Genomic DNA, 23308 nt, shown 5'->3' with positions numbered 1-23308 from the left:
GCCGCGCAATTGATGAATAACTTCTGCGTTTGTGGGTTGAAGTTCCCGTAAAAGCCCTTATTTTAGGGAGGCCCCGTCACAGCGCTGTGCCAGCATCGTGGAATAACGCCACTTTCCTCACCATCGTTTCCGGGTAGAATGCTCGTTCGCATGCGGCCATGAGGGCTGCACGGGCGACTCACGGGGCCGCCCTCCATCCCTTTAGTGTGGAAGATCCTGCCGATATGTTTGCGCCTTTGTTAAAGAAACTTTTTGGAAGCAAGAACGAGCGTGAAGTCAAACGCATGCTCAAGACGGTACAGATCGTCAATGCCTTCGAAGAGCAAATGGTGGCCCTTTCGGACGATCAGTTACGCGCCAAGACTGCCGAATTCAAGGACCGCATCGCCAAGGGTGAAACCCTTGACCAGCTCCTGCCCGAAGCCTTTGCGGTTGCTCGTGAAGCCGGCAAGCGGGTGATGGGCATGCGTCACTTCGACGTTCAGTTGATCGGCGGCATGACCTTGCACGAAGGCAAGATCGCTGAAATGCGTACGGGTGAGGGCAAGACCCTGGTGGCGACACTGGCGGTATACCTCAACGCACTGTCCGGCAAGGGCGTGCATGTGGTGACGGTCAACGACTACCTGGCCCGCCGTGATGCCAACTGGATGCGCCCGCTGTATGAATTCCTTGGCCTGACGGTCGGCGTGGTCACGCCGTTCCAGCCGCCGGAAGAAAAACGCGCCGCCTACGCTTCGGACATCACCTACGGCACCAACAACGAATTCGGTTTCGACTACCTGCGCGACAACATGGCGTTCAGTCTGGATGAAAAATTCCAGCGCGAACTCAACTTTGCCGTGATCGACGAAGTCGACTCCATTCTCATCGACGAAGCCCGTACCCCGCTGATCATTTCCGGTCAGGCCGAGGACAGTTCCAAGCTGTACATCGAGATCAACAAGCTGATCCCGCAGCTGGAACTTCACGTCGAAGAAGTCGAGGGTGAAGTGACCAAGGCCGGCCATTACACGGTCGACGAGAAGACCCGCCAGGTCGAGCTCAACGAAGCCGGTCACCAGTTCATCGAGGAAATGCTCACCCGCGTCGGCCTGCTGGCCGAGGGCGAGAGCCTGTACTCGGCCCATAATCTGGGTCTGTTGACCCACGTCTATGCCGGCCTGCGTGCGCACAAGCTGTTCCATCGCAATGTCGAGTACATCGTCCAGGACGGCCAGGTCGTGCTGGTGGATGAACATACCGGCCGGACCATGCCGGGCCGTCGTCTGTCCGAAGGCCTGCACCAGGCTATCGAAGCCAAGGAAGGTCTGAACATCCAGGCCGAGAGCCAGACCCTGGCCTCGACCACCTTCCAGAACTACTTCCGTCTGTATAACAAGCTGTCCGGCATGACCGGTACCGCCGACACCGAAGCGTTCGAATTCCATCAGATCTACGGCCTGCAAGTGATGGTGATCCCGCCTAACAAGCCGCTGGCCCGTAAAGACTACAACGACCTGGTGTTCCTCACCGCCGATGAGAAATACGCGGCGATCATCGCCGACATCAAGGAATGCATGGCCCAGGGCCGTCCTATCCTGGTGGGTACCGCTACGATCGAAACCTCCGAGCACATGTCCGCACTGCTCACCAAGGAAGGTATCGAGCACAAGGTCCTCAACGCCAAGTTCCACGAAAAAGAAGCCGAGATCATCGCCCAGGCCGGTCGTCCGGGTGCCCTGACCATTGCCACCAACATGGCCGGTCGTGGTACCGACATCCTGTTGGGCGGCAACTGGGAAGTGGAAGTCGCCTCCCTGGAAAACCCGACGCCCGAGCAGATCGCGCAGATCAAGGCCGACTGGCAGAAGCGTCATCAGCAGGTGCTCGAGTCCGGTGGTTTGCAGGTGATCGCTTCCGAGCGTCACGAATCGCGTCGTATCGACAACCAGTTGCGTGGCCGTGCCGGTCGCCAGGGCGATGCCGGTTCCAGCCGCTTCTATCTGTCGTTGGAAGACAGCCTGATGCGCATCTTCGCCTCTGATCGGGTGAAAAACTTCATGAAGGCCCTGGGCATGCAGCCCGGCGAAGCGATTGAACACCGGATGGTGACCAACGCCATCGAGAAAGCCCAGCGCAAGGTCGAGGGCCGCAACTTCGATATCCGCAAGCAATTGCTGGAGTTCGACGACGTCAACAACGAACAGCGTAAAGTGATTTATCACATGCGTAACAGTTTGTTGGCCGCCGACAACATTGGCGAAACCATCGCCGATTTCCGCCAGGACGTGCTCAACGCAACCATCAGCGCCCACATTCCGCCGCAGTCGCTGCCTGAGCAGTGGGATGTCGCCGGTCTGGAAGCCGCTTTGCAGAGCGACTTCGGTGTGGCGTTGCCGATCCAGCAATGGCTGGACGAAGACGATCACCTGTACGAAGAAACCCTGCGCGAGAAGCTGCTGGCCGAACTGATCGCTGCGTACAACGAGAAAGAAGACCAGGCCGGCGAAGAAGCGCTGCGCTCCTTCGAGAAGCAGATCGTGCTGCGGGTGCTGGACGACCTGTGGAAAGACCACCTGTCGACCATGGATCACTTGCGCCACGGTATCCACCTGCGTGGTTATGCCCAGAAGAACCCCAAGCAGGAGTACAAGCGCGAGTCCTTCACGCTGTTCTCCGAGCTGTTGGATTCGATCAAGCGCGACTCGATCCGCGTGCTGTCCCACGTTCAGGTTCGCCGCGAAGACCCGGTCGAAGAAGAAGCCCGTCTGCGTCAGGAAGCCGAAGCCCTGGCCGCGCGCATGCAGTTTGAGCACGCCCCGGCCCCAGGCCTGGAAGTTGCCCAGGAGGAGGGCGCCGAGGTAGATGTTGCCTTGGCGACCGCGCCGGTACGTAACGAGCAGAAGCTGGGCCGCAACGAGCTGTGCTATTGCGGTTCGGGCAAGAAATACAAGCATTGTCACGGGCAGATTCAGTAACACCCGTTTCAAACGCTGAACGACCCGCGCCGCGACCGGCTTTCAGCCGTCGCGGCGTTTTGCCATTTTGATTCACCGTCTTGATTAGGGCGGTGTCGATTTATCTACTTAGGAGCGCATTCATGGCTGTTGGTCTTGGTCCGTTGCCAACGTTGCACCCGGTTGCCGGTTTTGAACTCGGTATCGCCTCGGCGGGCATCAAGCGCCCAGGGCGCAAGGATGTCGTGGTCATGCGTTGCGCTGAAGGTTCGACGGTGGCCGGCGTGTTTACCCTCAACGCCTTTTGCGCAGCCCCCGTCATCCTGGCCAAGCAACGGGTCCAGGGGCCGGTGCGTTACCTGCTGACCAACACCGGAAACGCCAACGCCGGCACCGGTGCCCCAGGCCTGGCCGCCGCCGAGCGTACTTGCGCCAAACTGGCCGAGCTGACCGGCGTCGACGCCAGCCAGGTGCTGCCGTACTCCACCGGTGTGATCGGCGAACCGTTGCCGGTCGAGAAGATCGAAGGCGCGTTGCAGGCCGCTCTGGATGACCTGTCGGAAAACAACTGGGCCGCTGCCGCTACCGGCATCATGACCACCGACACGCTGCCCAAGGGGGCCAGTCGTCAGTTCCAGCACGATGGCGTGACGGTCACCGTCACTGGCATCAGCAAAGGCGCCGGCATGATCCGCCCGAACATGGCGACCATGCTTGGCTACATCGCCACCGACGCCAAAGTCTCCCGGCAAGTGCTGCAAGACCTCATGCTCGACGGCGCCAACAAGTCGTTCAACCGCATTACCATCGACGGCGACACCTCCACCAACGACTGCTGCATGCTCATCGCCACCGGCAAGGCCGACCTGCCGGAAATCACCGAAGCCAGCGGTGCGCTGTTCGCCGCCCTCAAGCAGGCCGTGTTCGAAGTGTGCATGGAGGTGGCCCAGGCCATCGTCCGTGACGGCGAAGGCGCGACCAAGTTCGTGACCGTGCAGGTCAACGGTGGCGGCAATCATCAGGAATGCCTGGACGTCGGCTACACCGTGGCGCATTCGCCCCTGATCAAGACCGCACTGTTTGCCTCCGACCCGAACTGGGGCCGGATCCTGGCCGCCGTCGGCCGTGCCGGTGTGCCGGAACTGGACGTGAGCAAGATCGACGTGTTCCTCGGTGACGTCTGCATCGCCAGCCAGGGCGCACGCGCCGCCACCTACACCGAAGCCCAAGGCGCGGCGGTGATGCAACAGGAAGAAATCACCATTCGTATCGAGCTGGGACGTGGTGATTGCAGCGAAACGATCTGGACGACCGACCTGTCCCACGAGTATGTGAAGATCAACGCTGAGTATCGGACTTAATACATTCGGGATCGAGTCGCTCCTATCGCGAGCAAGCCCGCTCCCACAGGGGTTCTGTGAACGCCGCAGATCCAGTGTGGGAGCGGGCTTGCTCGCGAAGGCGCCAGTACAGACACTCAAAACCACAAGAAAGGAATCCACATGAGCCTGCACCTGATCATCGGCGACAAACACCTCTCCTCCTGGTCCCTGCGCGGCGCGCTGGCCCTGGCGTTGACCGGCGCGAAGTACACCGAGGAGCTGGTCAGGCTCGACCAACCCGACACCCGTGAGAAACTGCTCAAGTATTCAGCCACCGCCAAGGTCCCGTTGCTCAAGACCGACTTCGGTGTGATCGCCGACTCCCTGGCGATTGCCGAATACCTGGCTGAGCAGTTTCCAGACGCCGGCCTCTGGCCCAGGGACGTAGCGGCCCGGGCTCAAGCACGTTCGGCCTGCGCACAAATGCACAGCGGTTTTTTTGCCATCCGTAGCCACATGCCATTTGACCTGACCCGCGATGCGCCGCTGGCGCCTATGCCCGCGGAGGTCCTGACGGAAATCCAGCGGATGCTGGCGCTGTGGGCCGAATGCCGTGCCGCGGCGACTGAAACCGGTCCCTACCTGTTTGGCCGCTTGAGCCTGGCCGACGTGTTCTTCGCCCCGGTGGCCGTGCGCTTGCGCACCTATCAGGTGGCGTTGCCCGAGGTCGATGCGGCCTATGTCGAAACTATCTATCAATGGCCGGCGTTCAAGGCGTGGCAACAGGCCGGCCTGGAGGAAACAGCGCGGTGAAACGAGTTCATGTAGCGGCGGCGGTCATTCGTGACGCTGCCGGCAAAATCCTGATCGCCCGACGGGCCGACACTCAGCACCAGGGCGGCCTTTGGGAGTTCCCCGGTGGCAAGGTCGAGGCGGATGAGTCCGTCGAAACCGCCCTGGCCCGAGAGCTTCATGAGGAGCTGGGGATTGTGGTCGACACCGCCCGGCCGCTGATCAAGGTGCGCCATGATTATCCGGACAAACAGGTGTTGCTGGATGTCTGGGAAGTCTCGGCGTTCACCGGCGAGCCCCACGGTGCCGAAGGGCAACCGTTGGCCTGGGTAACGGCCCGTGACCTGCCGAACTACGCGTTTCCGGCGGCCAACCAACCGATCGTCGCCGCGGCCCGTTTGCCGGGCGAATACCTGATCACCCCTGAAGGCCTCGAAACCCCCAGCTTGCTGCGCGGCATGCAAAAGGCGATCGCCGGCGGGATCAAACTGGTCCAGTTGCGCGCCCCCAACGGCTACGACCCGCAATACCGCGATCTGGCGGTGGACGCGGCAGGTTTGTGCGCCGGCAAGGCTCAGTTGATGCTCAAGGGGCCCTTCGAATGGCTGGGGGATTTCCCTTCCGCCGGTTGGCACATTACCTCCGCGCAATTGCGCAAGCATGCGGCGGCCGGTCGACCTTTTGGTAAGGACCGTTGGTTGGCGGCGTCCTGCCACAACGCCGAAGAGTTGTCCCTGGCGCAGCAGATGGACGTGGATTTCGTCACGCTCTCGCCGGTACAACCGACCCAGACCCATCCCGAGGCCCCACCGCTGGGGTGGGAAGAGGCTTCGCGATTGATTGAGGGCTTTAACCGGCCGGTGTATCTGTTGGGTGGGGTCGGGCCTGACGAACGGCAGCAAGCCTGGGCAGCGGGCGCGCAGGGCGTGGCGGGGATTCGAGCGTTTTGGCCTGAGGCTTGATTGTGTGGGGGGCTGCCGGCCCCTTCGCGAGCAAGCCCGCCCCCACAGGGAATCTGCGATGGACACACATTCTGTGCCTGGCAGAAATCCCTGTGGGAGCGGGCTTGCTCGCGAAGACGACTTGTCCGGCGGTAGATTTCTCTGATCAGCTCCCAGGCTTGGCAGCCGCTACCCACAGCACCTCCGCCACCCCCTGCCTGCGGGCAATGACCCGCGCCGCGACGAACAACAGATCCGATAGGCGATTGATATACGCCAGCCCCGGCCCGGCCAATGGCTCCACGGCGTTCAACTGCTGACAGCGGCGTTCGGCGCTACGGGCCAGGCTGCGGCAGACATGGGCCTGGGCGATCAGTGTCGAACCACCGGGCAGGATGAAGTTCTCCAGCGGCCCCACTTCTTCGTTCCATGCATCGATGGCGGCTTCCAGACGCTCGACTTCCTTCACGTTCAAGGCTTGACAGGCTGGCATCGCCAGTTCACCGCCCAAGTCGAACAGCCGGTGCTGACACGGCGCCAAGACCTCGATCAGTTCCTGTAGCGCCGGACATTCAGCCACCTCTACAGCAAGGCAGGCGAGCAACAATCCCAACTGACTGTTAAGTGTGTCCACCTCGCCAATGGCCTCGACCCGTGGATGATCCTTGGCGACGCGGCGACCATCCCCCAACCCGGTTTCACCTTTGTCGCCGGTGCGGGTGTAAATCTTCGACAGGCGAAAACCCATGTTCAGCGCTCCAGTGGCTTGTGTTCCAGCGGCACCATTGAAGGACCAGTCAACGGCAGGCGCAAGGTGAAACAGGTGCCCTGGCCCGGCGCGGACTGCACTTCCATCTGGCCCTTGTGGTTATTGGTGATGATGAAATACGACACCGACAGCCCCAGTCCGGTCCCTTGGCCGATTTCCTTGGTGGTGAAGAACGGCTCGAAGGTGCGTTTACGCACGTTCTCGCTCATGCCGATGCCGTTGTCCTCCACCTGAATCTCCGCCCACGGAGGGTTCAGCCGCGTGCGCAGGATAATCCGGCCGGGCTCGCTGTCGTCCTGGCGTTGATGGATCGCCTGGGCGGCGTTTTTCAGCAGGTTGAGCAGCACTTGCTCCAGCTCGTTGGCCGTGCCGGGTACCGGGCCCAGGTTCGGGTCGAACTGCCGGATGATCGCCTGGCCCTTGAAGTCGAAACCGATCGCCAGGTCAAAGTCGTTTCCGGCGATCTCCACCGCCTGGTCGATCAGTGCCGGCAGATCGCAGGGGGCCATCTGTCGGGTACTGCGCCGGCTGAAGCTGAGCATGTGGGTGACGATCTTCGCCGCCCGAGCCCCGGCCTGCTGGATGCCGTCGAGCAACTGCGGGATTTCCCGGCTTTGCAGGTAAAGGTTCACCGTTTGCAGTTCGATATTCAGCTGTTCGGCCTGTTCGATGTTCTTCGCAAGTTCCGGTGACAGACGCCGACGGATGTTTTGCACGTTGTGCAGGATGGCTCCCAGCGGGTTGTTGATTTCATGGGCCATGCCCGCCGCGAGGCCGCCGACCGAGAGCATTTTCTCCGACTGCACCATCATTTCTTCCAGCGACAGGCGCTGGGTGATGTCATCGATGCGTATCACCACGCCGCGGCCGGCGCCGCCCATCAGTGGATAGAAGGTCAGGGCGTAGTGCCGGGCCTCGTCGTCCTTGGTCCAGGTGACGCGTTCGATCTTCGCCACCGTGTGCTGTTCGACCGTTTGCTTGAGCTGCGGCAAGTAAGGCTTGAGCGGTTCGAAGGCGAGGAAGATCGGCTGGTTCAGTGCCTCGTCCAGGCGCGTGCCCGAGAGGGCACTGGCTTCTTGGTTCCATTGGGTGACATACAGCTGTTCGTCGAGGGCAATCAGGGCCGAGGGCATGGAATCGATAATGCTGTTGAGGTAGTTCTGGAAACCGGTGAGCTTTTTCTCGATCTTGCTGCGCACCTGGACTTCCAGTTCCAGTTTGCGATTGGTGTGGCGGGTTTCTTCCGCCAGGCCCTGGGCCTGGTCGTAGGCGGCCTGGGAATCGTCCCGCGCGCGCTTGAGCTGCTGCTCCCGGGCTTCGATTCGCGAGAGCATGGTGTTGAACGCCTCAGCCAGGCTGCCGATTTCGTCGTGGTTGCCGCGGGCGGCGCGCAGGGAATAGTTCTCCTCGCGGGTAACCTGGCGCGACAGTTCCTCGAGCTGATGAATCGGTTGGGTGATCAGGCGCTTGATTTGCTGGGCAATGACCAGCCACAGCAACACGCTGAAAATCAGGATGCCGAGGCTGGCGGTGAGGGTGCCGGTGTAGAACGCCGTCGGCAGTTCGCTGCTGGCCACCAGCAACAGATGACCCGGCGCCGTGCCGGGACGGGGCAGGGTGATGACCTGATTGCTGCGAAACTCGCTGGCTTGCCACGCCTGCATATGGCGGTAATGGTCCGGCAGCCTGAGCTTTTCGCCCTCCTGCAGTTGCGCCAGGCGTTCGCCTTCGCCGTCATACAAGGCGGCGGCCCGCAACGGTGTGTAGCTGTTGAGTTCATCCAGCAAGCGCTGGGCGGCCCGGGGCGACTGCAGGGCGTCGGCGATCAGGCTCGGGTTGGCCACCAGTCGACCGATGGTCTGCAGAGCCTGGGGCGCCATGCTTTCCTGGGAGATGTAATAGGCGGCGCTGATAAAGGTCAGATTGGCCACCAGCAGGACGGTGGTCAACAACACCAGCAGGGCGGCCAGCAGTTTCTGGCCGACCGGGAGGTTTTCAAGACGCTGGCGCAATGGCATTGGACTCTTCGTTAAAAAGGAACACGAGGGCCAGCGTAGCCGCTGCTCAGTCGCCGGGCAATCCGAGGTTGTGCAAGTGGGCAATCAGTCGTTGACGCACTTGTTCCAGATGGGGCACCGCCAATCGGTGGCGCTCGGCAACCTTGCACGCGTGGCCGAGCAGGTAGCTGATTTCGGTGCGGCGCCCATTGGCGACGTCCTGGTACATCGAAGAGTAGTTGGCGGCGGTGGCCTGGATGACCCGTTCGACTTCAGGCTGCAAGTCTTCGGCCGCCATGGGCTGGCCGCAGCGTTCCAGCAGGTCCGTGAGTTCTGCGCAGAGGGTCGCCACTTCGCAGCGATGGGCCTGCAAGCCGCCGTTCTTGCAGTGGTACAGGACGGTCAGTGGGTTGATTGCACAGTTGAGCGCCAGTTTGCGCCACAGGCGGGTGAGGATGTCAGCCGTCCATTCGTGGGGTATACCGGCGGCGGTGAGGTCGTCCAGCCAGATCGGTGCCATCGGGTGGGCGGGGTCACCCAGCCAGGTGTAGCCGTGGCCGGCGAATACCACGCGCCAGTCACCGTCGCGGAATGCCCCTTCGGTGCTGGAGGCGCTGATGCAACGAGCTTGCGGAACACGATTGGCGACCGAGTCCTGACTGCCGAGGCCATTCTGCAGCAGGATCAACTGCGCATCGGCGCTCAAGCGATGGGCCACAGAAGCCACGGCCGCTTCAGCGTCATAGGCTTTGCAGGCCAGGAGCAGGCGTTTGATCGGCGCGGGGTCGTCGGCTGTCTGGCCGGGCACCGGGTAGTGCCGGGCTTGGCCCTGTTCCACCAGCGTCAGGCCACCGGCGGCCCGATAGGCCTGCAAGCGTTGTTCATTGCGCAGCACCAACTGCACCGGCAAACCGGCCCGGGCCAGGCGCGCCGCCCACAACGTGCCGAGGCTGCCGGCCCCCAGGACATGCCAGGTGGTGGGCATCAGTTTTTTACTCGGTTTGGCGCAGGCATCCGGGGCTCGCAGTGTCGACAGGAAAAGACCCGTTATAATGAGCCCGATTTTAACCACAAGCCAAGCACGCGCCTTTGTTATCGGCGCGTCTTTTTTATTGGAGAACACTACATGCCGTCATTCGACGTGGTATCCGAACTGGACAAACACGAAGTCACCAACGCCGTTGAAAACGCCGTCAAGGAACTCGACCGTCGTTATGACCTCAAGGGCAAGGGCAGTTTCGAGTTCAAGGAGAAGGACCTGACCGTCAACCTGACCGCCGAGGCCGACTTCCAGCTTGAGGCAATGATCGAGATCCTCAAGCTGGCCCTGGTCAAGCGCAAGATCGATGTGCAGTGCCTTGAGGTCAAGGACGCCTATGCCTCGGGCAAGCTGATGAAGCAGGAAGCCGTGCTCAAGGAAGGCATCGACAAGGAACTGGCGAAGAAGATCGTTGCTCATATCAAGGACGCCAAGCTCAAGGTGCAAGCGGCCATTCAGGGCGAGCAAGTGCGCGTCACCGGCAAAAAGCGTGATGACTTGCAGGAAGCCATCGCGGCACTGCGGGCCAAGGAGTTCGGCATGCCTTTGCAGTTCAATAACTTCCGCGATTGATAGCCGGTTACACAGGAAAACGGTTGGCACAGAGAAGTACTGTGGCGAGGGAGCTTGCTCCCGCTTGGGTGCGTAGCACCCACAAGAAGGGCCGCTACGCAGCCCAGCGGGAGCAAGCTCCCTCGCCACAGGGTATTTGCACAAGTCTTAAGTGGTAACAGGAATAAAGGAGAGGTAGATGGACTTGAATGCTGAAGTGGACAATTTGATCAAGGCGTCCGAGGCCTGGATCCCCATGATTATGGAGTACGGCAGCCGGGTGCTGCTGGCGGTGATCACGCTGGCCATCGGCTGGTGGCTGATCAACAAGGTAACCCGCAAACTCGGCGGGCTGCTGGCACTGCGCAATGCCGACCTGGCGCTGCAAGGGTTCATCAGCAACCTGGCGAACATCATCCTCAAGATCCTGCTGATCGTCAGCGTGGCGTCGATGATCGGCATTGAAACCACCTCATTCATCGCGGCCATTGGTGCGGCGGGCCTGGCGATCGGTCTGGCGTTGCAGGGCAGCCTGGCGAACTTTGCCGGTGGCGTGCTGATTCTGTTGTTCCGCCCGTTCCGCATCGGTGACTGGATTGAAGCTCAGGGCGTGGCCGGTACGGTCGACAGCATCCAGATCTTCCACACGGTGATTCGCACCGGTGACAACAAAACCGTCATCGTACCCAACGGCAACCTGTCGAACGGCATCATCACCAACACCAATCGCCAGCCCACCCGCAAGGTGGTGTTCGATGTAGGCGTGGATTATCAGGCCGACCTGCAAAAGGCTCGCGAAGTGTTGTTGGAGTTGGCCAAGGACGAGCGCGTACTGGCCGACCCGGCGCCGGAAGCGGTGATTTCGACCCTGGGCGACAGTTCGATCACGGTGTCGTTGCGGGTATGGGTCAAGACGGCCGATTACTGGAACGTGATGTTCATGTTCAATGAACAGGCCCGGGATCGTCTAAAGGACGCGGGGATCGATATTCCGTTTCCACAGCGGGTTATTCGTATGGTTCACGAAGGGGCTGCTCAGTAACCATTGGATAATAGGTTTGGATTGTTAGTTAGCTTGCTAATTACGAAGTTGCTTTAAGTTGACCTGTAAATGGGCACAAAAAAACCGCTCACCTGAATCAGGTGAGCGGTTTTTTATGTGTTGCGGGTGTAACTATCGAGTGACCGCTGAATTACAAGATGCTCAGAGGATATTCGACGATGAAGCGGAAGTCGTTGTTGTCGGCACCATTGATAGCGTTGTAAGAGCTATTTGTGCGGTAGAACGCGCTACGAATGCGGAAAGACAGGTCTTTGGCTGGACCGCTCTGCATGACGTATTTGGTCTCGAAGTCCAACTCGTGCTCTTTGCCTTCTTCGCCGCCAGTCTCAATGTTGTCACCGGTGATGTAACGAGTCATGAAGCTCAGGCCTGGAACGCCGTAGGTCTTCATGTTCAAGTCGTAGCGAGCCTGCCACGAACGCTCGTCTGCGCCGTTGAAGTCGGAGTACTGGACGGAGTTGGAGAGGAAAATAGTACCGTTGCCGTCGGCGCCGTAAACGTAGCCGGTATCGCCGGTGGAGCGCTGGTGAGCCAGGGTGAACTTGTGGGCACCGATGGAATAGGCAGCCGCAAGGGACCAGATACGGTTGTCAACGTCACCGCTGAGTTTCTGGCCTTGATCCTTGCTGTCATAGCCGTTGAAATCGAAGTTCAGGGACTGATCTTCGCTGATCGGCAGGGTGTAGTTCAGGTTGATGTATTTCTTTTTGTAGTGGTCTTCAATGTCGGAAGCTGCAACGCCCGCTACAAAATTCTCGGTGAATTGGTAGGTTGCACCAGCGATATCAGCGGATTTCAGACCGGTGCCATTGATGCTGTCGTGACCCATGTGGTTCTGTCCGCTGATCGCGGTAAACCGGCCAGCGCTCAGCTCCAGGCCTTCAATTTCTTTGCTGGTGATCATGGTGCCGGTGGCGATTTCCGGCAGCAGACGGCTGTCGTCGGTGGCGAGAACCGGGCTGCCAACGTATTGGCTGCCGTATTTCAGAACGGTGTCAGAGACGCGGAACTTGACCGCTCCACCACCAATGGATTGGGTGTCTTCTGGTCGGCCATCGCTATCGTTACCGAAGATGCCATTACCGGTGCGGCCACGACCGCTGTCCAGTTTGACCATGCCATTGACCAAGGCGTCTACACCGAAACCAACGGTACCTTGGGTGAAGCCCGACTCGTATGTGGCGCGCGCAGCAAGGCCGGTTTCTTCACGATAGCTCTGGCCACCCGGGTTATTCTTGAAATCACGATTCATGTACAGCATACGGGTCAGAACGTTCAGGCTCTGATCTTCAAAAAAGCCCTTGGATTCTTCCTGGGAAGAGGCCATTGCGAACTGCGAGGTACTGGCCGAAACAGCCAGTGCGATCATGCTCCACTTCATCACGCGCATCGTGATTTGCTCCTTTGGTTTTTAGATAGAGTCTTGCCGTCCCACCTGTTTTTTTATCTGGGCGGCTCTTTCTTTTTGTGTCGGCGCGAACTTATATCACGACGACATTCATTGGCGATACTTGCCCATCCAATCTTTCAGCTTCTTTACGACCCTGTCGTTAATAGCTTGATCCATGTCGTAATGAAGCTGTTCCGGCGCAATCGGACTCACAACTCGAAGTTGCTTCTTTTTTCCCGGCGACGGTGTAAAGAGTCCTTTATTACTGCGCTTGGAGCTCCTTGCGGGCAGCCTTGCCACTTTATTTTCAAGCCTGCAGGTTCTCGCGTGCCGCGGGTGCCCTGTAGACGATGTGGGGATGAATGCAACAAGCATGCTCAAACCCGGTTTTTGTTCACGTTTTTTTCACATTCTCCCTGCCGGCGCGGTGAAACCTCATGAAACCGGGCTCCAAAGGCCTTGTTTTAATTAGGGTTGACTGCTGTGCTGCTCTCGTGTTTACAGCCGCTAAACGCGGCGAGACAACCAAAAACGTTACCGGTTCACCCTCTCAGTGAGTAGATCACGGATGCTTTGTGCACTGAGCGTAGACGTGCTGAGCTGTTTTGGTGCAAAAAATCTTTACCTTGTACGAAAATTTTACAGGCTCGGTGCAGGAGGCAGTGTTCGCAGTGCCCGTCTCAGGCCTATGTGTTACCGGCTGCGCTGAGATGGTGCGCACACTTGAAAAAAAGCATCAGGCAGGGTCATGGCCGTATGCAGTGAACCCTTCGGCGTTCAAGGGTATGCTGCAGTTCTGTGTCCCACGCAGGCCCGCTGAGTCGGGCAAAAAACGATAACCAGCGAGGAGTGTGCGCGGTGTTTGCTTTAGATCCACAACTGCAACAGGACACGTTGGTCATGGGTGACTTCCCGCTGTGCCGGTTGCTCTTGTCCAACGACGCCAATTACCCGTGGTTCATTCTTGTACCGCGGCGGGAAGATATCAGTGAATTGTTTCAGTTGGATGACGCCGATCAACAGCAGTTGTGGAAAGAAACCACCGCGCTGGCCGAAACCCTCAAGGACTCGTTCGACGCCGACAAGCTGAACGTTGCAACCCTAGGTAACGTCGTCAGCCAGTTGCACATGCACGTCATCGTGCGCAAACGTGATGACGCGGCCTGGCCTGCGCCGGTCTGGGGCAAGCACCCGGCCAAGCCTTATACTACTGAACAGGTGAAGGTCATTCGCGACCGATTGCGAGCGGCCTTGACCGATGATTTCAAGTTTCTGGAGGGCTGAAACCATGAACCTTGAAGAGCGTGTAACGGATCTGGAAAGCCGCCTGGCGTTTCAGGATGACACCATCCAGGCACTTAATGATGTGCTGGTGGCGCAGCAGCGAGTGGTCGAGCGTCTGCAGCTGCAAATGGCTGCTTTGCTCAAGCGCCAGGAAGAGATGGCCGGGCAATTCGAAACTTTTGAGGAAGAAGCGCCTCCGCCTCACTACTGACCGAGTGGAATGCCAGGCAATAAAAAACCGCGAGCAGCGTGGCTGCCTCGCGGTTTTTTTACGCTTGGGATCAGCGACGCGGTAGCGCGGCGATCACATCTTCGGCCTGCAGGCCCTTGTCGCGGTTCATCACGGAGAACTCCACGCGCTGGCCTTCGACCAGCACGCGGTGGCCTTCCCCACGAATGGCCCGGAAATGCACAAAAATGTCATCGCCGGAGTCGCGGGAGATGAAGCCGAACCCCTTGGAGGTGTTGAACCACTTCACGGTGCCGGTATCGCGGTTGGACATGTCGTAGTTTTGCGGTGCGGCGGCCGGTGACGACTTCTTGTAGAAGCTGACAGCCAGGTGCAATGCCACGGCGAGCAGTGATGCGGTCAGGCTGAACAGCACGGCCGGTTGACCGGCGATTTGCGGCATGGGTGCCAGCAGGGTCAGGGTTTGCAGGGCAACGGCCAACACCAGCAAGGCGCTGACCAGGTTTTGCAGTTGATGACGTGGGCCTTTGTTCCAGTAGGGGATAACAGGGGCAAGGGTCAGGTTGAGCAGGCCGAAAAAGGCCAGGTAAAGCGCATCGGGATGTTGCAGGTAAGGCGTGGCTTCGGAACCCAGGCTAGGGATGAAGGACAGCAGCAGGGCAGCTGCGCCCATTAGCAAGTGGACGATTTTCAACATTTTGATTGACTCACGGTTAAGACGGATCACTAAGGAAGAGCTGATCGGGGCGGTTCGCTTCGGAACAATAAGAGAGGCGTTGGACACATTCCCGAATCAGCCTATGCGCCATGCCCGGAAAAATGGGCGTAGCGACACACTGCCTATTTAACAGCAAAGCCCCAACCTTCTCAAACCCGTTGCGGGGGCGCAGCACGCTGTTCGTCGGCGCAAGGGCGCAAGGTCACAGGCGCAGGCGTCGAATTTTCCGGTCTGGCCGGAACCGTCCGGTGTTCCGGCTTGTCGGTTCAGGAGGGCTGGCGATTTGTCGCAGGCTGCCAGCGGCAACACCCGCTAGAGTTGAAGGGCCGCTGTCGAATTCATCACCACAAGGAGATCAACCACCATGGCAATTGATATCGGAATCAGTGAAGAAGATCGCAAGTCCATCGTCGAGGGGCTTTCACGCCTGCTGTCGGACACCTATGTCTTGTACCTCAAGACCCACAATTTCCACTGGAACGTCACGGGGCCGATGTTTCGTACCCTGCACCTGATGTTCGAGGAGCAGTACAACGAGCTGGCGTTGGCGGTGGACCTGATTGCCGAGCGCATTCGAGCCCTGGGCTTTCCCGCGCCGGGCGCATACGCCGTGTATGCACGTTTGTCTTCTATCAAGGAAGAAGAGGGCGTGCCTGGCGCCGAAGACATGATCCGCCAGTTGGTCGAGGGTCAGGAAGCCGTGACGCGTACGGCCCGCAGCGTCCTGCCTTTATCGGACAAGGTCAGTGACGAACCGACCACCGATCTGCTGACCCAGCGCATGCAGGTTCATGAAAAAACCGCATGGATGCTGCGCTCGCTGTTGGAAGACCGGTAAGCGCCGGCCAGGGGATGACAGGGGAGGCAGGCATTATCGTCTGCACTTTGTGTAGGACGTTGTAATTCGTCGCCTGCCTGCTGCTGGCTTGTCCTACGCCGATGGTCATAAAGTCATCTGGATCTGGCGATGCCGTTGAGCTTCCATAGAGCCACAGATTGGTTGTTCCAATTGAGAGGTTCGTATGGCAAAGGAGTGTCAACGGTATGATTCAAGGAAAAGAACCCGGGGAAGGTGTGCATGGGCGCTTTCAGCCCATTACCGTCGACCCGTTCGTCCGGGGGTTCGACATGCAACTGGCCCGGCCCCTGTCCCGATCGATTCGCCTGAACGGGTTCGCCACCTGTCTTCGGCTGGAGCAGGTCTATTGGGATATTCTCGGTGACATGGCCCAGCTCAACAGCTGTTCCATCAGCACCTTGCTCTCCCATGTGGACCGGGAGGTGCACCTGCGTCATGGCGGGGTGCGCAATTTCAGCGGTTTAGTGCGCGTGGTTTGCGTGGTGCACAGTTTGAAGGACGCCGGCATGGATCATAGGGGCTAGCCTGCTGACCGTAGGCGCTGCCGAAGGCTCGGGCCGCGTTCGGACGATCTTTTGATCTTGCGCTTTAGACTCAAGTGCCTGGGGCAAGATCGCAGCCTCGTTGCACTCGTCAGCTCCTACGTAGGCTCCTACACAGTATCTACTCGACAATGACTGTTTGGTCTTACGGCTGCACAGGCCGCATTTAATGGATATAATCCCGCTCTTTGCCGCAAAGCCCAGCCTTTGCGCGAGTAACCTGATCGCCGAGACAACCCCCATGCCGATGTACGACTATCAATGTGCTTCCTGTGGTCATCAGATGGAAGCCATTCAAAAGATCAGCGCGGCACCGCTGGTCGACTGCCCTGCCTGCCAGGCGCCGGAACTGAAAAAGATGCTGTCCATGCCAGGTTTCCGCCTCGGTGGCACCGGCTGGTATGAAACCGACTTCAAGACCGGCGCCAAGAAGAACCTGGCCGGTGGCGACAAAGCAGACTGAGTTGAACACGCGCGAGCTCTTGCACGGGCAGGGCCTCCAACCGAATTTCGAATTACGAGAAGTGAAACCACTACCATGATGCGCAGCCATTATTGCGGCCAACTGAACGAAAGCCTGGAAGGTCAGGAAGTTACTCTTTGCGGATGGGTCCATCGTCGCCGTGACCATGGCGGGGTGATTTTCCTCGATATCCGTGATCGTGAAGGCCTGGCCCAAGTGGTGTTCGACCCGGACCGCGCTGAAACCTTCGCCGCCGCCGACCGCGTGCGCAGCGAATACGTGGTCAAGATCACCGGCAAGGTGCGCTTGCGTCCGGCCGGTGCCGGCAACGCCAACATGGCCTCGGGCATGATTGAAGTGCTGGGCTACGAGTTGGAAGTGCTGAACGAAGCGGAAACCCCGCCGTTCCCGCTCAACGAATACTCCGACGTGGGCGAAGAAACCCGCCTGCGGTACCGCTTCATTGACCTGCGTCGCCCGGAAATGGCCGAGAAGCTGCGTCTGCGTTCGCGCATGACCACCAGCATCCGTCGCTACCTGGACGAGAACGGCTTCCTCGACGTCGAGACGCCGATTCTGACCCGCGCAACGCCTGAAGGCGCTCGCGACTACCTGGTGCCGAGCCGTACCCACCCCGGCAGCTTCTTCGCCTTGCCGCAATCGCCGCAGTTGTTCAAGCAACTGCTGATGGTGGCCGGCTTTGACCGCTACTACCAGATCGCCAAGTGTTTCCGCGACGAAGACCTGCGTGCCGACCGTCAGCCTGAGTTCACTCAGATCGACATCGAGACCAGCTTCCTCGACGAAAAAGACATCATGGGCCTGACCGAAGGCATGATCCGCAACCTGTTCAAGGAAGTGCTGGGTCTGGAGTTCGGCGAGTTCCCGCACATGACCTTCGAAGAGGCCATGCGTCGCTACGGTTCCGACAAGCCGGACCTGCGTAACCCGCTGGAACTGGTGGACGTGGCCGACCAGCTCAAGGACGTTGACTTCAAGGTCTTCAGCGGCCCGGCCAATGACCCGAAATGCCGGATCGCGGCCCTGCGTGTGCCAGGCGGGGCAAGCATGCCGCGCAAGCAGATCGACGACTACACCAAGTTCGTCGGCATCTATGGTGCCAAGGGGCTGGCGTACATCAAGGTCAACGAGCGCGCGGCGGGTGTCGACGGCTTGCAATCGCCGATCGTGAAAAACATCCCTGAAGCCAACCTGAACGTGATCCTCGATCGTGTGGGCGCGGTTGATGGCGACATCGTGTTCTTCGGCGCCGACAAGGCCAAGATCGTCAGCGAAGCCTTGGGCGCGTTGCGCATCAAGCTGGGTCACGACCTCAAGCTGCTGACCTGCGAGTGGGCGCCGATGTGGGTCGTCGACTTCCCGATGTTTGAAGAGAACGACGACGGCAGTTTCTCCGCGCTGCACCACCCGTTCACCGCGCCGAAGTGCTCACCTGAGGAGTTGGAAGCCAACCCGGCCACCGCCCTGTCACGCGCTTACGACATGGTCTTGAACGGCACCGAGCTGGGTGGCGGTTCGATCCGTATCCACCGCAAGGAAATGCAACAGGCGGTCTTCCGTCTGCTGGGCATCAGTGAAGCGGAACAGGAAGAGAAATTCGGCTTCCTGCTCGATGCGCTGAAGTACGGTGCACCGCCCCACGGCGGCTTGGCCTTTGGCCTGGACCGTCTGGTGATGCTGATGACCGGCGCCCAGTCGATCCGTGAAGTGATCGCGTTCCCGAAAACCCAGAGCGCAGCCGATGTCATGACCCAGGCTCCGGGCGTAGTGGATGCGAAAGCTCTGCGCGAGCTGCACATCCGTCTGCGTGAACAGCCAAAGGCTGAGTAAGGCCGACACCTGGAGGCGCATCTTCGGATGCGCCTTTTCATTGGGGTCGATATTTCTGGTTGCCGGCTCTTGCGCGAGCGCAGGGCGGGCAATGTTTCAAAGAGAAACCGGAGCGAGTTATGGCAGGTCATTCCAAGTGGGCGAACATCAAGCACCGCAAAGAACGTCAGGATGCCAAGAGGGGCAAGATTTTCACCAAGTGGATCCGTGAGCTGACGGTCGCTGCCCGCCAGGGTGGCGGCGATCCGGGTTCCAATCCACGCTTGCGCCTGGCCCTGGACAAGGCGCTGGGGGCGAACATGAGTCGCGACATCATCGACCGCGCTATCGCCCGCGGCGCGGGTGCGACCGAAGCCGATAATGTGGAAGAGCTGACCTACGAAGGTTACGGCCCCGGTGGCGTGGCGGTGATGGTCGAATGCATGACCGACAACCGCAACCGCACCGCTGCCGCCGTGCGTCATGCCTTCAGCAAATGCGGGGGCAACCTGGGCACCGACGGTTCGGTGGCGTACCTGTTCGAGCGCAAGGGGCAGATCAGTTTCGCGCCGGGTATCGATGAAGACGCCCTGACGGAAGCGGCCCTGGAAGCCGACGCCGATGACGTGGTCAGTCATGAGGACGGTTCGTTCGACGTGTTCACCTCGTTCGCCAGCTTCTACGCCGTGCGCAATGCGTTGGAGGCCGCCGGTTTCACACCCGCCGACGCCGAAATCGTCATGCAGCCCACCACCAGTGCCGAACTGGATCTGGAAGGCGCCGAGAAGGTGCTCAAGCTGATCGACATGCTTGAAGACCTGGATGATGTGCAGAACGTCTACTCTAACGCGGATATCCCTGAAGCGGTCGCCGAACAACTCGGCTAACCCCCGTAGGAGCTGGCGAAGCCTGCGATCTTTTGATTTTCTGGTCGAAAAGGCAAAATCAAAAAATCGCAGGCTTCGCCAGCTCCTACACGGCTGTATCCTCAAGCAACCGCATTACCTTTCGCAGGCGTTATGACTTTAATCCTTGGTATCGACCCCGGTTCGCGCATCACCGGCTACGGCGTGGTTCGTGATACCGGGCGCGGCTGCGTATACGTCGCCTCAGGCTGTATCCGCACCGGTGCCGGTGAGTTGCACGAGCGCTTGCAGATTGTTTATCGCGGCGTGCGTGAAGTCATCCAGACCTACGGCCCGGTCACCATGGGCATTGAAAAAGTCTTCATGGCGCGCAACGCCGATTCTGCCCTGAAGCTGGGGCAGGCTCGCGGGGCGGCCATTGTGGCCGGTGCCGAGGAAAATCTGGAAATTGCCGAATACACCGCGACCCAGGTCAAGCAGGCGGTCGTTGGAACGGGCGCGGCCAACAAGGAGCAGGTGCAAATGATGGTGATGCATCTGCTGAAACTGGTCAGCAAGCCGCAGATCGACGCCTCCGACGCCCTGGCCATCGCCATTTGCCATGCCCATACCCGTTCCAGCCTGCTGCCTCATGGCCTGGGAGCCGCACGCAGTCGTGGCGGGCGCCTGCGTCTCTGATAGCATCAGCGCAATCTTTTGTGAGCCCGAGCATTTTGCGCCTGTGTCGTCGGCCTCCATGCTCCGGCCGTTACTCGCCAGCCCTCGGCTGGCCTACGCCCAAGGATCTGAAACGTGATTGGACGCTTGCGCGGCACCCTGGCTGAAAAACAGCCGCCGCACCTGATTCTGGATGTAAATGGCCTGGGATATGAGCTTGAAGTGCCCATGACCACGCTGTATCGCCTGCCGTCGGTCGGTGAACCGCTGACGCTGCACACCCATTTGGTCGTGCGCGAGGATGCCCAGTTACTCTATGGCTTCGTCGGCAAGCGCGAACGGGATTTCTTCCGCGAGCTGATTCGTCTCAACGGCGTCGGTCCGAAACTGGCCCTGGCCTTGATGTCGAGCCTGGAAGTCGATGAACTGGTGCGCTGCGTGCAGTCCCAGGACACGTCGGCCCTGACCAAGGTACCAGGGGTGGGCAAGAAAACCGCCGAGCGCCTGCTGGTTGAGCTCAAGGACCGCTTCAAGGCCTGGGAGGCGGTGCCAGCCATGTTCGCGCTGGTGCCTAACCAGCCGGACGCGCCGGCGCCCGCGGTCAGCGCGGAAAACGATGCGGTCACCGCCCTGATCTCCCTGGGCTACAAGCCGCAGGAAGCCAGCAAGGCGATTTCCGCGATCAAGGAAAAAGGCTTGAGCACCGAAGACATGATTCGTCGCGCCCTGAAGGGAATGATTTAAGTGATTGAAGCCGATCGTCTGATCGCTGCCACGGGCGCCCCCCGTGACCGTGAAGAAGTACAAGACCGTGCGATTCGTCCCGTCAGCCTGGCCGATTACATCGGTCAGCCGGCGGTTCGCGAGCAAATGGAACTGTTTATCCAGGCGGCCCGCGGGCGCAGCGAGTCCCTGGACCATACCTTGATCTTCGGCCCTCCCGGTTTGGGCAAGACCACCCTGGCCAACATCATTGCCCAAGAGATGGGCGTGTCGATCAAGAGCACCTCCGGGCCGGTCCTCGAGCGGCCGGGCGACCTGGCGGCGCTGCTGACCAACCTTGAGCCCCATGATGTGCTGTTCATCGACGAAATCCATCGGCTGTCGCCGATCGTCGAGGAAGTGCTGTACCCGGCTATGGAAGATTTCCAGCTCGATATCATGATCGGTGAGGGGCCGGCGGCACGTTCCATCAAGCTGGATCTGCCGCCTTTCACCCTGGTGGGCGCCACTACCCGCGCCGGCATGTTGACCAACCCGTTGCGTGACCGGTTCGGTATCGTCCAGCGCCTGGAGTTCTACAACAACGCCGATCTTGCAACGATTGTCGGTCGCTCGGCCGGCATTCTCGGGTTGCCGCTGGACCCGGATGGCGCTTATGAGATCGCCCGGCGGGCGCGGGGTACGCCGCGGATCGCCAACCGGCTGTTGCGGCGGGTCCGGGATTTTGCCGAGGTTCGCGCCAAGGGCCACATCACCAAGCCGATTGCCGACCTGGCGTTGAACCTGCTGGACATCGATGAACGTGGTTTCGACCATCAGGACCGGCGCCTGCTGCTGACCATGATCGAGAAATTCGACGGCGGTCCGGTGGGCGTGGACAGCCTGGCGGCGGCCATCAGCGAAGAGCGCCATACCATCGAAGATGTACTGGAACCGTACCTGATCCAGCAGGGCTACATCATGCGCACCCCGCGCGGGCGTGTAGTGACTCGCCACGCCTATCTGCACTTCGGCTTAAACATCCCGACACGAATGGGTGAGATGCCGGTAGTAGACGAATTCCTCGATGCCGTGGACGATTGAACGACCTCTGTGCAGCGACTTTTTTCAGGTTCGTGCTGTCCCAGACGACACCCGGAGCGTCATTGCATTCGAGAATGAAAAAAACAGTTGCCTGGCCGATTGGCAACCTGAGGAGTAAGCACTAGAGTATGCGCGCGCAAAACGGGCTGGAGTCGTTCGCACATCGCTGTCGCGTTTATTACGAGGACACCGATGCCGGCGGCATCGTTTACTACGTCAATTACCTCAAGTTTATGGAACGGGCTCGAACCGAACGGCTGCGGGAACTGGGTTTTGCCCAATCCGCGCTGGTGGGGGAGGACCTGTTATTCGTCGTGCATTCCAGCGAAGCGCGTTACCACGCGCCGGCGCGACTGGACGACGAGCTTCTGGTAAGTGCCGATGTCATCGAATTGAACCGTGCCAGCCTGCGCTTCAAGCAGCAGGTCAGGCGGGCTACGGATAATGCGCTGCTCTGTGAAGGGCAGTTTCTGGTGGCCTGTGTGCGCACCCATAGTTTGAAACCCCGGGCCATTCCCGAAGCTCTACGCGCGGCCTTTGCCGGCGTGAGCGGCGCCGGTACATACTCAGAGCAGGAGATAAAGCGTGGAAGCTAACGTCGTCGACCATTCCTCCATGTGGAGCCTGGTCAGCAATGCCAGCGTTGTGGTGCAGTTGGTAATGCTGATCCTGGTAGCCGCATCGGTGACCTCATGGATCATGATCTTTCAGCGCAGCAACATGCTGCGCGCCGGTCGTCGAGCCCTGGAGAGCTTCGAGGAGCGCTTCTGGTCCGGTATCGACCTGTCCAAACTCTACCGCCAGGCGGGCAGCAACCCGGACCCGGACTCGGGTGTCGAGCAGATCTTCCGTGCCGGCTTCAAGGAGTTCTCCCGTCTGCGCCAGCAACCAGGCGTGGACCCTGAAGCCGTGATGGAAGGCGTGGCCCGTGCCATGCGCGTCGCCATCTCCCGCGAGGAAGAAAAACTCGAGCAGGGCCTGCCGTTCCTGGCCACCGTCGGTTCGGTCAGCCCGTACATCGGCCTGTTCGGTACCGTGTGGGGGATCATGAACTCCTTCCGTGGCCTGGCCACAGCCCAGCAAGCGACCCTGGCCACCGTGGCCCCGGGTATTGCCGAGGCACTGATTGCCACCGCCATTGGTCTGTTCGCGGCCATCCCGGCTGTAATCGCCTACAACCGCTTTGCTGCCCGCAGCGAAACGCTGACCAGCCGTTACTACACCTTCGCCGATGAATTCCAGGCGATCCTGCACCGCAAAGTGCACACCAGCGAAGAATAAGCAGGTAT

Annotated in this window: 23 protein-coding genes; 18 read left to right on the top strand and 5 right to left on the bottom strand. The window is 59.9% G+C overall.

The genetic code is table 11. From position 1 onward, the window contains the following. Nucleotides 1-224 precede the first annotated feature (224 nt). The 4 genes from secA to AAIS01_RS01405 all read left to right on the top strand — a co-directional run bounded on the left by secA (nt 225) and on the right by AAIS01_RS01405 (nt 6015). Nucleotides 225-2960 carry a preprotein translocase subunit SecA gene (secA, locus tag AAIS01_RS01420; RefSeq protein ID WP_343467481.1) on the top strand — a complete coding sequence of 912 codons (2736 nt, stop codon included), beginning with the start codon at nt 225-227 and terminating at the stop codon, nt 2958-2960. Between the two features lie 122 nt (nt 2961-3082). Then, on the top strand, nt 3083-4300 hold the full coding sequence (gene argJ / locus AAIS01_RS01415) for a bifunctional glutamate N-acetyltransferase/amino-acid acetyltransferase ArgJ (RefSeq protein ID WP_343467480.1): 1218 nt from the start codon (nt 3083-3085) through the stop codon (nt 4298-4300). A gap of 141 nt (nt 4301-4441) precedes the next feature. Beyond that, nucleotides 4442-5074: a glutathione S-transferase family protein gene (locus tag AAIS01_RS01410; protein ID WP_343467479.1), complete on the top strand. Its 633-nt coding sequence runs from the start codon at nt 4442-4444 to the stop codon at nt 5072-5074. Next, a complete protein-coding gene (locus AAIS01_RS01405; RefSeq protein ID WP_343467478.1) occupies nt 5071-6015 on the top strand; it encodes a Nudix family hydrolase in 945 nt (314 codons plus the stop codon). The genes AAIS01_RS01410 and AAIS01_RS01405 overlap by 4 nt, the downstream gene beginning before the upstream one ends. 145 nt (nt 6016-6160) lie before the next feature. Here AAIS01_RS01405 and AAIS01_RS01400 read toward each other — a convergent pair whose 3' ends face one another. Genes AAIS01_RS01400 through AAIS01_RS01390 form a run of 3 tightly spaced genes read right to left on the bottom strand, consistent with a single transcriptional unit; the run spans nt 6161 to nt 9745 of the window. Next, entirely contained in the window at nt 6161-6742 is a 582-nt protein-coding gene (locus AAIS01_RS01400) for a cob(I)yrinic acid a,c-diamide adenosyltransferase (protein ID WP_343467477.1), read from the bottom strand. 2 nt (nt 6743-6744) lie between these two features. After that, nucleotides 6745-8781: a sensor histidine kinase gene (locus AAIS01_RS01395; protein ID WP_343467476.1), complete on the bottom strand. Its 2037-nt coding sequence runs from the start codon at nt 8779-8781 to the stop codon at nt 6745-6747. 46 nt (nt 8782-8827) lie between these two features. Further along, a complete protein-coding gene (locus tag AAIS01_RS01390) occupies nt 8828-9745 on the bottom strand; it encodes a putative 2-dehydropantoate 2-reductase (RefSeq protein WP_343467475.1) in 918 nt (305 codons plus the stop codon). A 141-nt stretch (nt 9746-9886) separates the two neighbouring features. Here AAIS01_RS01390 and AAIS01_RS01385 point away from each other — a divergent pair, with 141 nt between their 5' ends. Further along, nucleotides 9887-10372, top strand: a complete 486-nt coding sequence (locus AAIS01_RS01385; RefSeq protein ID WP_135846922.1) for a YajQ family cyclic di-GMP-binding protein — start codon at nt 9887-9889, stop codon at nt 10370-10372. A gap of 178 nt (nt 10373-10550) precedes the next feature. Then, a complete protein-coding gene (locus AAIS01_RS01380) occupies nt 10551-11393 on the top strand; it encodes a mechanosensitive ion channel family protein (RefSeq protein WP_092393331.1) in 843 nt (280 codons plus the stop codon). 151 nt (nt 11394-11544) lie between these two features. On the opposite strand, the gene AAIS01_RS01375 is transcribed toward AAIS01_RS01380, so the two are convergent. Further along, nucleotides 11545-12804, bottom strand: a complete 1260-nt coding sequence (locus AAIS01_RS01375) for an OprD family porin (RefSeq protein ID WP_343467474.1) — start codon at nt 12802-12804, stop codon at nt 11545-11547. A gap of 858 nt (nt 12805-13662) precedes the next feature. Between AAIS01_RS01375 and AAIS01_RS01370 the strand changes: the two genes are divergently transcribed. Together AAIS01_RS01370 and AAIS01_RS01365 are read left to right on the top strand one after the other, a co-directional pair. Then, nucleotides 13663-14088: an HIT family protein gene (locus AAIS01_RS01370; protein WP_343467473.1), complete on the top strand. Its 426-nt coding sequence runs from the start codon at nt 13663-13665 to the stop codon at nt 14086-14088. Between the two features lie 4 nt (nt 14089-14092). After that, complete coding sequence (locus AAIS01_RS01365) at nt 14093-14299, top strand: SlyX family protein (RefSeq protein ID WP_025215235.1); 207 nt, start codon at nt 14093-14095, stop codon at nt 14297-14299. Nucleotides 14300-14369: 70 nt separating this feature from the next. Here AAIS01_RS01365 and AAIS01_RS01360 read toward each other — a convergent pair whose 3' ends face one another. Then, nucleotides 14370-14975, bottom strand: coding sequence for a cold-shock protein (locus tag AAIS01_RS01360; RefSeq protein ID WP_092393320.1), 606 nt, complete (start codon nt 14973-14975; stop codon nt 14370-14372). Between the two features lie 385 nt (nt 14976-15360). On the opposite strand from AAIS01_RS01360, the gene AAIS01_RS01355 reads away from it, so the two are divergent. The 10 genes from AAIS01_RS01355 to tolQ all read left to right on the top strand — a co-directional run bounded on the left by AAIS01_RS01355 (nt 15361) and on the right by tolQ (nt 23300). Beyond that, complete coding sequence (locus AAIS01_RS01355; RefSeq protein ID WP_343467472.1) at nt 15361-15834, top strand: Dps family protein; 474 nt, start codon at nt 15361-15363, stop codon at nt 15832-15834. Between the two features lie 206 nt (nt 15835-16040). After that, nucleotides 16041-16379, top strand: a complete 339-nt coding sequence (locus AAIS01_RS01350; RefSeq protein ID WP_343467471.1) for a ribbon-helix-helix domain-containing protein — start codon at nt 16041-16043, stop codon at nt 16377-16379. Nucleotides 16380-16638: 259 nt separating this feature from the next. Next, a complete protein-coding gene (locus AAIS01_RS01345; protein WP_003178589.1) occupies nt 16639-16860 on the top strand; it encodes an FmdB family zinc ribbon protein in 222 nt (73 codons plus the stop codon). A gap of 75 nt (nt 16861-16935) precedes the next feature. Next, the gene (gene aspS, locus AAIS01_RS01340; protein ID WP_343467470.1) at nt 16936-18711 is read left to right on the top strand and encodes an aspartate--tRNA ligase; all 1776 of its coding nucleotides are present in this window, start codon (nt 16936-16938) and stop codon (nt 18709-18711) included. 119 nt (nt 18712-18830) lie between these two features. Continuing rightward, on the top strand, nt 18831-19577 hold the full coding sequence (locus AAIS01_RS01335; RefSeq protein WP_343467469.1) for a YebC/PmpR family DNA-binding transcriptional regulator: 747 nt from the start codon (nt 18831-18833) through the stop codon (nt 19575-19577). A 132-nt stretch (nt 19578-19709) separates the two neighbouring features. Continuing rightward, complete coding sequence (gene ruvC, locus AAIS01_RS01330) at nt 19710-20234, top strand: crossover junction endodeoxyribonuclease RuvC (protein WP_030140802.1); 525 nt, start codon at nt 19710-19712, stop codon at nt 20232-20234. 114 nt (nt 20235-20348) lie between these two features. Continuing rightward, complete coding sequence (ruvA, locus tag AAIS01_RS01325) at nt 20349-20957, top strand: Holliday junction branch migration protein RuvA (RefSeq protein ID WP_058542614.1); 609 nt, start codon at nt 20349-20351, stop codon at nt 20955-20957. Then, entirely contained in the window at nt 20958-22019 is a 1062-nt protein-coding gene (ruvB, locus tag AAIS01_RS01320; protein WP_047227069.1) for a Holliday junction branch migration DNA helicase RuvB, read from the top strand. Nucleotides 22020-22147: 128 nt separating this feature from the next. Next, complete coding sequence (gene ybgC, locus AAIS01_RS01315; RefSeq protein WP_092393300.1) at nt 22148-22615, top strand: tol-pal system-associated acyl-CoA thioesterase; 468 nt, start codon at nt 22148-22150, stop codon at nt 22613-22615. Beyond that, nucleotides 22605-23300, top strand: a complete 696-nt coding sequence (gene tolQ / locus AAIS01_RS01310) for a protein TolQ (RefSeq protein ID WP_047227067.1) — start codon at nt 22605-22607, stop codon at nt 23298-23300. The genes ybgC and tolQ overlap by 11 nt, the downstream gene beginning before the upstream one ends. The last annotated feature ends 8 nt before the right edge of the window (nt 23301-23308 follow it).

It is taken from the genome of Pseudomonas halotolerans, from assembly GCF_039581215.1.
Lineage (GTDB): Bacteria > Pseudomonadota > Gammaproteobacteria > Pseudomonadales > Pseudomonadaceae > Aquipseudomonas > Aquipseudomonas tehranensis.
The sequence above is the reverse complement of the archived record's forward strand: the minus strand, read 5'-3'. Positions and strand labels throughout refer to the sequence as shown.